Origin of the sequence: Tissierella praeacuta (assembly GCF_040396155.1) — a bacterium.
Lineage (GTDB): Bacteria > Bacillota > Clostridia > Tissierellales > Tissierellaceae > Tissierella > Tissierella praeacuta_A.
The window spans coordinates 12,828-25,009 of record NZ_JBEBOY010000002.1; the positions used below are offsets into that span (position 1 = coordinate 12,828).

Here is a 12,182-nt window from a genome sequence, read left to right on the forward strand (position 1 = left end):
GTCCAAAATGGAAAGCATTTCAAAAGATAAATTTAGAAAAATTGGTATAGATCCATCATCAAATGAAGCCATGGCACGTCCTAGAGTCGGTTATTGGCAAGATGCTTGGAGAAGACTTAAAAGTAACAAAGTTGCAATGTTAGCCATTGTGATACTTTTAACCATATGTATAATGACTGTAATAGGACCACATATAAACGGTTATAAATATGAGGAAATGGATTCTACAAAGATTAATCTGAAACCAAATAGTGAGCATTGGTTTGGTACAGATGAATTAGGACGTGATGTTTTCTCTAGAGTATGGCAAGCAGGTAGAACATCTATGATAATAGGTATTGTAGGTGCATTTATTTCTACAATAGTGGGAAGTATTTATGGTGCCTTTTCTGCATACTTTGGGGGAAAAATAGACAATATTATGATGAGAATAGTTGAAGTTTTAACTTCTATTCCATATTTAATAATAGTTATTATAATTTCCATAGTTACAGAATCAAGAGACATAGGAACCTTGCTTTTAACTTTAACTTTAACTGGTTGGTGCAGTATGGCAAGACTTGTTAGGGGGCAGATGCTACAAATAAAACAGCAAGAATATATTATGGCAGCAGAAGCATTAGGAGTTAGTCCTTGGAAAATAATCATAAAACATTTAATTCCAAATTCTTTAGGTATAGTTATAGTAACTATTACTTTTGATATTCCGGGGTATATCTTTGCTGAGTCATTCCTATCCTATCTTGGACTTGGACCTCAGCCACCAGCAACTTCATGGGGTGCTTTAGCATCAGCTGCACAGCAAAACTTTATATTTTATCCGCATCAATTGTTTTTCCCGGCTCTTATGATTGCTTTAACCATGTTGTCATTTACATTACTAGGTGATGGACTTAGAGATGCTCTAGATCCTAAACTAAGACAATAGGAGGGAGAAAAATGGAAAAGGTACTAGAAATTAAAGACTTAAATATATCATTTCATACTTATGCAGGAGAGGTAAAGGCTGTTAGAGGTATTAGTTTTGACGTTCACAAGGGAGAAACATTAGCCATTGTTGGAGAATCAGGTTGTGGTAAAACTGTTACAGCAAAAGCTGTCCTAAGACTATTAAAAACTCCACCAGCAGAAATAAAAAAAGGTTCACAGATTTTATTTGATGGTGAAGATGTTGTAGAAATGGATAAAAAAAGACTGCTTTCCTATAGAGGGGAAGATGTAGCCATGATATTCCAAGACCCTATGACATCTTTAAACCCGACTATGACAGTAGGTAAACAAATAATGGAAACTTTACAGATTCATAAAAAGATCAGTAAGAAAGAAGCAGAAACAGAGGCAATAAAACTTCTTAAGTTAGTAAATATTCCAAATGCAGAAGAAAGAATAAATCAATATCCTCACGAACTATCAGGTGGAATGAGACAAAGGGTTATGATAGCTATAGCTTTATCTTGTAATCCTAGGGTGCTTATTGCAGACGAGCCAACTACTGCCCTTGATGTAACTATTCAAGCTCAGATTATGGATTTATTAAAGGAATTAAAAGATAAATTTGGTACTGCTATTATTCTTGTAACTCATGACCTCGGAGTTGTTGCAAACTTTGCAGATAGAATTCAAGTTATGTATGCAGGAAATATTGTGGAAACTGGAACTAAGGAAGAGATATTCTATAATAGCCAGCATCCATATACCTGGGCACTGCTTAACTCTGTACCAAGTGTAGATACAAAGAGTAAGGAAGAGCTTTACTCATTAGGTGGTACACCACCAGATTTAATTCTTCCATTACCAGGTTGTCCGTTTGCTTCAAGATGTGAGCATGCAATGGAAATATGTAAAGAAATGAGACCAGAAGAAACTAATCTTTCAGGTACACATAAAGTAAATTGCTGGTTACAGCATCCGGATGCTCCTAAAGTAGACAGAGTAAGGAACTTAGGAGGTGGAAAAAATGAGTAAGGATAATTTAATAGAAATAGTAGAGTTGAAAAAATATTTTCAAGTAGGAAAAAATGCAACTTTAAAGGCTGTAGATAATGTAACTTTTAATATAAAAAAAGGTGAAACCTTAGGCTTAGTTGGTGAGTCTGGATGTGGAAAGACTACTTGTGGTAGAACAATTTTAGGTATTTATCCAGCTACATCAGGTCAAGTTTTATTTAATGGAAAAGATGTTCATAAAATGAATAGAGCAGAAAAACTTGAGTTTAAGAAGAATGCTCAAATTATATTTCAAGACCCATATGCTTCCTTAGATCCTAGAATGACCATAGGCGATATTATAGGTGAAGGCATGGATGTTCACTTAAATTTAAGTTCTAAGGAAAGACAAGAAAAAATACACGATTTACTGAAGAAGGTAGGCTTGAATCCTGAGCATGGTTCAAGATTCCCCCATGAACTATCAGGAGGGCAAAGACAAAGGATAGGTATTGCAAGGGCCTTAGCAGTACAACCACAATTTATTATGTGTGATGAGCCTATTTCTGCTCTTGATGTATCTATTCAAGCTCAGATAGTAAATCTTCTTATAAAATTACAGAGGGAAATGGGGTTAACTTATTTGTTTATATCCCATGACCTTTCCATGGTAAAACATATATCAGACAGAGTAGGGGTAATGTATTTAGGTTCCATGGCAGAATTAGCAAGTAATGATGCCTTATATGACAATCCATTACATCCATATACAAAGGCATTAATATCTGCTATACCAGTGGCAGATCCTAGTGCAGAGGAAACAAGAAATAGAATAAAATTAGAAGGTGAAGTACCATCTCCTATTAACCCACCAGATGGATGTAAGTTTGTTAAGAGATGTGTTTATGCAAAGGACATATGCCATAAAATGACCCCACAACTAAAAGAAGTAGAAACGGATCATTTTGTAGCTTGTCACTTATATTAGAAAACTAGGGGGGATTTTATGTTAAGTAAATCCATAATTGAAGATATATTTTTTGAGGCCTTAGCTAATGGAGGCGACTTTGCTGAAGTATTCATGGAAGATAATTTTTCTACAGAAATAGCCACTGTAGGAGGTAATATTGAAAGAGGCATGAGCGGCAGAGATTTTGGTATAGGAATTAGAATATTTTCAGGATTAAGATATGTTTATTCATATACCAATGATTTATCTAGAGATAACCTTATAAATATTACTAGAAAGGCAGCAAGAACTATTAAAGAAGATAAAAAAGATATTGCAGTAAATTTTGATAAGAAAATAATCCCAATAGAGCATCCATATAGATTGTCCCCATCAAAAGTAAATTTTGCAAATAAAATGGAGTTTACAAAGAGGGCATATAATGCTGCTAAATCCTATGATGAAATCATATCTCAGGTTACAGTAAATTATCTAGACCAAGAGCAAAATGTATTAATAGCTAATACTGAAGGAGTCTATGCAGAAGATAAACGAGTAAGGACTAGAATGTTAATTGTAGTAGCTGCTGAGTATAATGGACAAATAGAGACAGGATATATTGGACCTGGTGCATTGATGGGCACTGAGTTTTATGAAAAGATAAGTATAGAAGATTATGCAAGGGAAGCTGCTAGAAATGCTAAAACCATGGCAATGGCTGATTATTGCCCTGCTGGAAATATGCCAGTAGTTGTAGACAATGGTTTTGGCGGGTTAATGTTCCATGAAGCATGTGGTCATAGTTTAGAGGCTTCATCTGTTGCTAAAGGTCTTTCAGTTTTTTCTAATAGAATAGGAGAGAAAATAGCTTCAGATGTAGTTACTTTAATAGATGATGGTTCCATTACTAATTCTTGGGGTTCTCTTGGAGTAGATGATGAGGGAATGAAAACTCAAAGGAATGTTTTAATTGAAAATGGAATCTTAAAAGGATATATGATAGATAAATTAAATGCTAGAAGGATGAATATGGCACCTACAGCTTCAGGACGAAGGCAAAACTATAGATTTGCTCCAACTTCTAGAATGACTAATACCTATATAGATAATGGTACTAGTACAAAGGAAGAGATAATCGGAAATACAGAAAAAGGCTTGTTTGCTAAATACCTTTCAGCAGGTTCTGTAAATCCAGCTACAGGTGATTTTAACTTTTCACTTTCAGAAGCTTATTTAATTGAAAATGGCAAAATAACTAAACCAGTTAAAGGGGCAACTCTAATAGGAAACGGAAATGCAATACTTCAGGATGTAGATATGGTAGGAAATAATCTTAAAATAGGACAAGGATATTGCTATGCAGGAAGCGGAGCATTATTTATTGGTGCTGGACAGCCTACCATTAGAGTTAAGACTATGACTGTTGGTGGGAGGGAAGAATAGATATGGACAGAGATAAATTAATAGAGAGATTATTTGAAAAAGCTAAATCATGTAATATTGAAGAAGTAGAAGTCTATATCAATAAAAATTCATCCTTGGATTTTAATATATATGAAGGTAAGTTAGAAGAATATGTAGTAGCAGAAGAAGAGGATTTATCTTTAAGGGGTATTTATAAGGGGAAAATGGGATATTCTTATACGGAAAAACTAAGTGAAGATAGTTTAGATGAATTGATAAATAATTTAATTCAATATGCAGAAAATAATCATAATGATGAAGTAGAAAAAATGTCTTCATCTACATTGGAAAGTAAGAAAACTGTTGAAAGAGAAAATTTATTAGATAAATTTACAGAGGACGAAAAGATTGAATATTTATTGGATTTAGAGAAAAGAGCTTATGCTTATGATAAAAGAGTAAAGACCATAGAAGATTGTAGGTATCAAGAGAAAATCCAAGAAATATATATTAGGAATACTAAGGGACTAGAATTAAAGGATAGTCATATTATTGGCATTATAAGTCTTTCAGCTGTTACGGAAGAGGAAAATAATATGCAAACAGGATATTCGCATTGTGTGTTCAATGAACTTTCTGAGAATTATAAGGAAAAGCTTATTAAAGACAGCGTTGGAGATGCTATATCCATGTTAGGAGCAAAGTCCATAGAATCTGGAAACTATAAAGTTATTCTTAGAAATAATGTAGCAGCAGATATGTTTAGCTATTTTTCTCCTATATTTTTAGGAAGTACAGTTCAAAAGGATCTTTCTCTAATGAAAGGGAAGTTAGGTTCAAAGGTTGCTGTAGATTCCTTTAATATAGTGGAAAATCCTTTAATGGAAAATGGAAAATATTATAGAACCTTTGATGATGAAGGAACTGCTACTTATTCAAAATATATAATAGAAGACGGAGTATTGAAGAACTTTCTTCACAACAATAAAACTGCCGAAAAAGATGGTACAAAGTCCACTGGAAATGGCTTTAGAAATTCCCATAAATCATCTATTGGAGTAATGTCTACAAATATGTATATTAGAGAAGGAGAGCGATCCTTAGAAGATTTGATAATTTCTATGGATAAAGGTATCATTATTACTGATATTCATGGACTACATGCAGGGATTAACCCTATATCAGGAGATTTTTCGTTATCATCAAATGGATTGCTTGTGGAAAATGGAAAAGTAATTAGATCTTTAGCCCAAATAACTGTGGCAGGTAATTTATATACTATGCTAAAAAATATAAAATATATAGGAAATGACATTAAATTTTCTCATCCTAGTTCAAGCTACTTCGGAGCTCCCTCTATTTATGTTGGTAGCTTAACTATATCAGGGAAATAAAGAAGGCTTTTAAAAGCCTTTTTTATTTCAAATATGAAAGAAAAAATAATCACCCTGTATTGCCGTACAAGGTGATTAAAGTAGTTTAATTCACTAGATGGTAATCGCATTTTTGCGAATCCGATTACCTTATTTATATTATACCATAATGTTCATTAAAGTAAACATACATATTTTATAAAGTAAATATAATGTTTATTAAAGTAAATATACATATTGTATAAAGTAAACTTATAAAAATAGTTAAATTGCCTATTTATTTAACAAAGACCAGATTAGTTTAACCAGTTTTTTTTATTTCAAATATTTATTAAACCAATTAGTTATTTCTTCTAATCTTTTAATTCTATGTTTTGGCTTTCCTGACCTACTTAGTTCATGGTTTTCTCCTCTAAACATAACTAATCTAGAATCTACTCCATGATATTTCAAGGAAGTAAACATCTGAATACCTTCAGGCAGCCAACAGCGGTAATCTTCCTCGGAATGGATAAATAGAGTAGGTGTAACTGCTTTATCGGCATATTTCATAGGAGAATGGAACCAAAGTTTTTCCACATCAGACCAAGGTGTAGCAGCTTGTTGGTCATCTACAAAATAATATCCAATATCCGTAGTTCCAAACTTAGAAATCCAGTTAGCTATAGATCTTTGAGATGCAGCAGCTTTAAATCTCTTAGTATGACCTATTATCCAGTTAGTCATAAAACCACCATAGGAACCACCAGTTACTCCAATTTTATCCCTATCTACAAAAGAATATTTCTCAAGAACTAAATCTGTGAATTTCATTAAATCATCATAATCAATAGTACCGTATTTACCTCTTATATCTGCAAATTCATTTCCTCTACCATCTGAACCTCTAGGATTACAGAAGAATACTGCATATCCTTCATTAGCCCAGTATTGCATTTCATGGAAAAATACTTCCCCATAGACAGTCTTTGGACCGCCATGAATATCTAATATTCCTGGATATTTTTTTCCTTCTTCAAAGTCTACAGGTTTGATTATCCACCCGTCAATTGTTATTCCATCAACTTCAAAACTTAGATATTCAGGAGTGGATAATTTCTTTTCATTTATTACCCATTCATTAAATTTAGTTAATTGAATTTCTTTTTTATTATCTAAACTATATAATTCTTGAAGTTTAAGTCCCCTAAGACCTATAAATCCAATCTTGCCATTTAATATATCAAATCCGTCTATAGAACCTTTTTGTTCAACTAATTTCTCAACATCTCCATCTTTGTTTATTCTATTAATATATGAGCTATCTCTCTCTGTTGTTGTGAAGTATAGATAATCTTCGTTTGATACCATAGCTCTGCTGCCACCAAATCTACAATCAGAACCTACAGAGTTCCAAAGACTATAATCAAAGCTATCATCAGTTATTCTAAGGGCATTGGAGCCATCTAGATTCATTGTATAGAAATGTGGATTTTCATTTATTCCATAGGATTTCATATTATGCCCAGTGAAAATTATTTTATCTCCAAGAAAATCTGCATAGTAATAGCTGAAAACATCTTTATGAGTTAATTTTTCTAATTTATTTTCTTTAATATTATATAAATGTAAATCTGATTTTAATGGCATTTTATCCATATATGAACTGGCAACTATAATTGCCATGGATTTATCTTTGTTAAGTTTAACACTTCCTACATCTGTAAATTCATCAGTAATAGGGGTAAGGATTTTACTATCTAAATTATAGATATAAAGTCTGTTTCTCCTTTTATTTGTAAAGCCTGTACCATTGGACCAAAATGGTATCTCATCTAATACTTCATAGTCTTTATCTTCTTCTATTTTCTTTATAGCTTTTTCCTTATCTTCACCAGATAGTTCTCGAAGATTTGGCATATTAGGATTAAAAGTAGCAGTTATTAGAAGATTATCCTTATCTATAAATTCAAGTGAATTTGCATTTAGTGGGATTTCAAATGTTTTATTGGCTTCTCCTCCATTTATACTGATCTCATAATAAGTGGTAAACTCTTCTTTTCTTTCTTTATCTTTTTTATCTCTAACAGCAGGGAATAGAATAGTACTATCATCTTTCCATATAAAGGACTTTTCTTCATCTAAGGATGTTAATTTAAATTCTGATTTTTTCTCTTCGTCATAGATATAGATATTAGACAGGTATTTATTTTCTTTTACATCCATTCTATGTACTATAAAACCTATATTTTTACCATTTGGCGAAAATCTAATGCCTGATAAAAACTTATATTTTGTAAAGTCATCTAGTTTTAAATTCTCCACTTACATCCCCCCAATAAATTATTTAGTGTATCTAAGATTTATTATATACTATTTATAATGGAATATAAAGTAGAGAACTACTTTGATATAGTAATAATGTAAAAATATTTAAAATAAATGCAACTTTTTTAAATCTCAGTCGTCTAAATAGTAAAGGAGGGTCAGGGGTGGCGGAGTATGGAGAAAAAGAATTAATAAAAAGGCTTAAAAGTGGAAATGAAGAAGCATATATACATCTTTTAGATATCTATGGAAATAGATTGTTAAAAACTTGCTACTTAGTCCTCAAAGATGAGAAAGATGCTGAGGATATAGTACAAGAAACCTTTCTTAAAATATTTAGCCAGATAAAATCTTTTAAGGGGAATAGTTCCATATACACTTGGATATATAAAATAGCTTTGAATCTATGTAAAGATAGAATGAAAACTAGAAGAGAATTTGAAATATATGAAGATATTATAGAAAGTAATGAAAGGGTAGAGGATATAGTATTTGATTCAATAGATAGGAAAGCTTTGAGAAATGAACTATTTAATCTAAACCTATTATATAAAGAAGTTATGATACTTTTTTATTTTGAAGAATTATCTATTAGGCAGATATCTGAAATACTAGAAGAAAAGGAAGGGACCATAAAAAGCAGATTAAGCAGAGGAAGGATTATACTTAAAAATTCTATTGAAAGGGGAGGAGAGTTTAATGGATAAAGATAGATTGGGAAATGAGTTGAAAATAATAATGGAAGATGAAGTAAAGGAGATAGAGATTTCTCAAGGTTTAAGAGATAGGATACTCATAAGTAGAAAGAAAACATTAAAAGATAGAATAAAAGATTTCTTAAATAAGGAAATAGAACTGCCTTTAGTGCCTATGATGGCATCTTTTATTATATTTTTCATAATAGTAGGAATCCCTAAGGACATAGTGGTTAAGAGTGAAAGCATTATAGACTTAGGTTCAACTCAGATTATAATAAGAGATGAAAGGAGAGTGAGTAGATGTGAAAATTAGAATAAAAGTGAAGACAATAATATTAATAGTAGTATTAATTTTAGTAGTAGTACCCATTGTTAATCTGACATTAGCTGAGATTTTTAATGAAACTAAGCCAGAGGTAGCAGAGAAACTCTATGACTACTATTTAAAGTACCCTGTTTCTTTTCAAAAAGACGAGGTACTATACAAAAGGGCTGATACTATAATCAGTGGATTAAGCAGATATAGAATAATGATGGGAATGAAGATGGGAGAGCGAATATTAGATTATGATACTATAGATAAGGCTATAAACAGCTATAAAGAAATAATAGAGGATTATCCTAAGAGTAAGAAATATACTTTGGCCTACAAGAGCATATTAGATTTATATATATATAATGGTGATTTAAATAATTTAGAAGATTGGATAGAATGGGGAAAATCTTCAGATAAAAATGAAATAAGAGATATATCTATGCTCTATGAAGGTTATGTATATTTTGCCAATAGGGAATATACTAAGGCAGAGGATATGCTTAGTTCCTTTGTACCAGGGGATAAGGATATTGATTATATGTATTATTTTTTAAGAGGGCATATAGAATTTGCTAGAGAGAATTTTCAGAAGGCAAATGAATATTATGGAAAAGCTGGTGAAACTAGGTGGAGATTCGATACTACTTTATTTGGTGGTTTAGTTCCAAGTCATAGAAAGTCATGGTTAGAAGAATTAGATTATAAAAACGGGAAAAATAAAATCAAGGGAAGGGTAACTGTTGATGGAGTAGGAATTCCATTTGTGGAAGTATATCTGCAAAAATCTAGGCAAGGCTATTCTTCACGAGGTATAGATTTCGTTGCCACTACAGATAAAGATGGATATTATGAAACCATTGGTGTGAAGGATGGGAAATATGATTTAGGTATTGGAGTAGGTACGGGAATATTATTTGAAAAGGCATATTTAGAGAAAAATAGATTTAACTTTGAGGTATTAGATGATGTAGAGTATGATTTTCAATTTAGCTCTGCTATGAAGATTATAAAGCCCAAATCTGAAGAATTAGTAGATGGAAATAAGTTTGAAGTAGAATGGGAAGAAGTCCAAGGGGCAGAATTTTATAGAGTTAAAGCTGTAGGGGTAAGAAATTCATCTATGTTTACTACTGTTATAATGGATGAAAAAAGGCAAGTAGATATAAGAGGAAATAATGCAGTATTTGATATAGAGATTCTCAAACATTCTCCTTCGGGGTACTCTATTGATGAAAATGGTGTTGTAAGTCCTGGAGCCATAATGGGATATGTATATAGTGAGACTACAGTCTATATTATGGTCGATGCCTATGATGAGAATGAAAATATGTTAAGCAGCAGTGCTCCGATGACTAATTATTATGATATGATGCCCAGCTTAAAGGTAGGAGGCGAGCAAACAGAGGGAGAAAAACTAATATCAAAAGTACAGTATAAAGAAGCCATAGATCATTATGAGAATTTGCTACTAGATGATGAAGAAAATATAGAAGCATTATCATATTTGGCTAAGCTATATATATATGGTTGGGGTGAAGGAACCTCAGATGCTGAAAAGGCTATAAATTATGGAAAAAAGGTTTATGATATAACAGGTAATGCTGATGTAATCCTTAGGGTTCTGGATCAAATGACTTCTAAGAATTATAGAGAAAATAAAGAAATTGTAAAAGAATTATTTGATATGATACCCAAGGAATATAGAGATGAGTATTTCTACTGGTATAGAGGGGCATATTATAGTTCATTAGGTGAATTTGAAAAAGCTAGGGAAGATTTACTTCTTGCAGATAATATAAGGGATTCTGATATTGTTTATATAGATCTTTATCTAGGTGAATATGAAAGAGCCATAGATTTTTTGAAGAATAAGGATGTTAAGCTTTATTATATGAGTAAGGGAAAGTTAATAGAAGGTATAGAGTTATTAAGCCAATTAGATAAAAATGATAAAGAATATATAATGTTTAAAGAATATCTGTCTAGGCTTTTAAAAAGAGAAGAGGATTATGAAGGAAGGGAAGAGGATTTTAGGAAAGTTTATAGTGCAGTAAAAAATCCTGGAATAAAAATTATTTTAAATGAAATAAAAGAGGATAATCATTGGGACTAAATGTCCCTTTTTTGTTACAATATAATTATAATTTGTAATAATGTATCTTTTTGAGTCTTTTTGTCTATATATTATAGAAATAATTTTGGGTATAATTATATAAAAGGTTTCTATTTGTAGTATTAATATATTAAGCAGGCTTTATGAAACCTAATTGATTTAAGCTTATATTTAGATAATGGGATTTTCTTATGATTATAAAAAATGGCAATAATGATTGGAGTGGAGAGATAATATGACAAAGTTAACTTTAGAGTATATAGTTAATAAGGTTGAGGATATGAAAGTTTTGCCTGAAATCATAAATAAGATAATAGTATTAACAGACGACCCAGATTCCACAGTTCATGATATAGAGAGAGTGATATTACAGGATCAGGTTCTAACTACTAAAATTCTTCGTCTTGCCAATTCAGCTTATTATGGATATGCAAGAAAGATTTCTACTATATCTCAAGCAACTGTTTTATTGGGATTTCAAGCGATAAAGGGAATTGCTCTTGCTTCTACTGTGAGAACATATCTAACAGAAGAATTAAAGGGATATTCTTTGGAAAAAAATGAATTATGGTCTCAGTCTCAAACTTGTGCTATAATATCAAGATTTATTGCAAAGAGTATAAAATATCCTAATCCAGAAGAAGCTTATATTGCAGGACTTCTTAGGGACATTGGGAAAACAATTTTGAATCAAAATATGGAAAAAGAATATACGGAAGTATTATCAAAGATGGAGGCTAACAATATATCCTTCTTAGAGTCAGAAAAAGAAGTACTTGGATTTGGACATGCAGAGATAGGAGAAAAAGTAGCTGAAAAATGGAATCTTCCTAAGGACTTAGTGGAGGCAATAGGATATCATCATACACCAGAGCTAGCAAATATAAATCCACTTTTAGTTTCTATAGTTCATATTGCTGATGCTATTACTATGATGATGGGAGTAGGACTTGGACTTGATGGTCTATCCTATAGTTTATCACCAATGGCAATAGAGACCTTAGAATTAGATGAATTACAATTTCAAAATATCATAGCACAGGTAGCAGACTTAATAAAAGATGAAGAAAGTTTCTTAACAGCATAAAAGCAGATA

Annotated in this window: 10 protein-coding genes; 9 read left to right on the top strand and 1 reads right to left on the bottom strand. The window is 31.7% G+C overall.

The genetic code is table 11. The features are described from left to right. Positions 1 to 7 precede the first annotated feature (7 nt). Genes ABWP20_RS01270 through ABWP20_RS01290 form a run of 5 tightly spaced genes read left to right on the top strand, consistent with a single transcriptional unit; the run spans position 8 to position 5,673 of the window. Positions 8 to 928, top strand: coding sequence for an ABC transporter permease (locus tag ABWP20_RS01270; protein WP_353092956.1), 921 nt, complete (start codon positions 8 to 10; stop codon positions 926 to 928). Between the two features lie 11 nt (positions 929 to 939). Further along, positions 940 to 1,965, top strand: a complete 1,026-nt coding sequence (locus ABWP20_RS01275; RefSeq protein ID WP_353092957.1) for an ABC transporter ATP-binding protein — start codon at positions 940 to 942, stop codon at positions 1,963 to 1,965. Further along, a complete protein-coding gene (locus ABWP20_RS01280; protein WP_353092959.1) occupies positions 1,958 to 2,914 on the top strand; it encodes an ABC transporter ATP-binding protein in 957 nt (318 codons plus the stop codon). The genes ABWP20_RS01275 and ABWP20_RS01280 overlap by 8 nt, the downstream gene beginning before the upstream one ends. Positions 2,915 to 2,932: 18 nt before the next feature. Continuing rightward, on the top strand, positions 2,933 to 4,318 hold the full coding sequence (locus ABWP20_RS01285; protein WP_353092960.1) for a TldD/PmbA family protein: 1,386 nt from the start codon (positions 2,933 to 2,935) through the stop codon (positions 4,316 to 4,318). A gap of 2 nt (positions 4,319 to 4,320) precedes the next feature. Then, positions 4,321 to 5,673 (top strand): TldD/PmbA family protein, encoded by a 1,353-nt coding sequence (locus tag ABWP20_RS01290; protein WP_353092962.1) that lies wholly within the window; start codon positions 4,321 to 4,323, stop codon positions 5,671 to 5,673. Positions 5,674 to 5,967: 294 nt separating this feature from the next. On the opposite strand, the gene ABWP20_RS01295 is transcribed toward ABWP20_RS01290, so the two are convergent. Next, positions 5,968 to 7,956 carry a S9 family peptidase gene (locus ABWP20_RS01295; protein ID WP_353092964.1) on the bottom strand — a complete coding sequence of 663 codons (1,989 nt, stop codon included), beginning with the start codon at positions 7,954 to 7,956 and terminating at the stop codon, positions 5,968 to 5,970. Between the two features lie 167 nt (positions 7,957 to 8,123). On the opposite strand from ABWP20_RS01295, the gene ABWP20_RS01300 reads away from it, so the two are divergent. The 4 genes from ABWP20_RS01300 to ABWP20_RS01315 all read left to right on the top strand — a co-directional run bounded on the left by ABWP20_RS01300 (position 8,124) and on the right by ABWP20_RS01315 (position 12,173). After that, positions 8,124 to 8,666: an RNA polymerase sigma factor gene (locus ABWP20_RS01300; protein WP_353092966.1), complete on the top strand. Its 543-nt coding sequence runs from the start codon at positions 8,124 to 8,126 to the stop codon at positions 8,664 to 8,666. Then, positions 8,659 to 8,970: a hypothetical protein gene (locus ABWP20_RS01305; protein WP_353092968.1), complete on the top strand. Its 312-nt coding sequence runs from the start codon at positions 8,659 to 8,661 to the stop codon at positions 8,968 to 8,970. Before ABWP20_RS01300 ends, ABWP20_RS01305 begins: the two co-directional genes overlap by 8 nt. Continuing rightward, a complete protein-coding gene (locus tag ABWP20_RS01310; RefSeq protein ID WP_353092970.1) occupies positions 8,960 to 11,086 on the top strand; it encodes a hypothetical protein in 2,127 nt (708 codons plus the stop codon). The genes ABWP20_RS01305 and ABWP20_RS01310 overlap by 11 nt, the downstream gene beginning before the upstream one ends. A 235-nt stretch (positions 11,087 to 11,321) precedes the next feature. Continuing rightward, on the top strand, positions 11,322 to 12,173 hold the full coding sequence (locus ABWP20_RS01315; protein WP_353092972.1) for an HDOD domain-containing protein: 852 nt from the start codon (positions 11,322 to 11,324) through the stop codon (positions 12,171 to 12,173). Positions 12,174 to 12,182 lie beyond the last annotated feature (9 nt).

Excerpts from the sequence above, each read along its gene's own strand:
- ABWP20_RS01270 (WP_353092956.1), top strand. The coding sequence starts at position 8 with ATGGAAAGCATTTCAAAAGATAAATTTAGAAAAATTGGTATAGATCCA.
- ABWP20_RS01275 (WP_353092957.1), top strand. The coding sequence starts at position 940 with ATGGAAAAGGTACTAGAAATTAAAGACTTAAATATATCATTTCATACT.
- ABWP20_RS01280 (WP_353092959.1), top strand. The coding sequence starts at position 1,958 with ATGAGTAAGGATAATTTAATAGAAATAGTAGAGTTGAAAAAATATTTT.
- ABWP20_RS01285 (WP_353092960.1), top strand. The coding sequence starts at position 2,933 with ATGTTAAGTAAATCCATAATTGAAGATATATTTTTTGAGGCCTTAGCT.
- ABWP20_RS01290 (WP_353092962.1), top strand. The coding sequence starts at position 4,321 with ATGGACAGAGATAAATTAATAGAGAGATTATTTGAAAAAGCTAAATCA.
- ABWP20_RS01305 (WP_353092968.1), top strand. The coding sequence starts at position 8,659 with ATGGATAAAGATAGATTGGGAAATGAGTTGAAAATAATAATGGAAGAT.
- ABWP20_RS01315 (WP_353092972.1), top strand. The coding sequence starts at position 11,322 with ATGACAAAGTTAACTTTAGAGTATATAGTTAATAAGGTTGAGGATATG.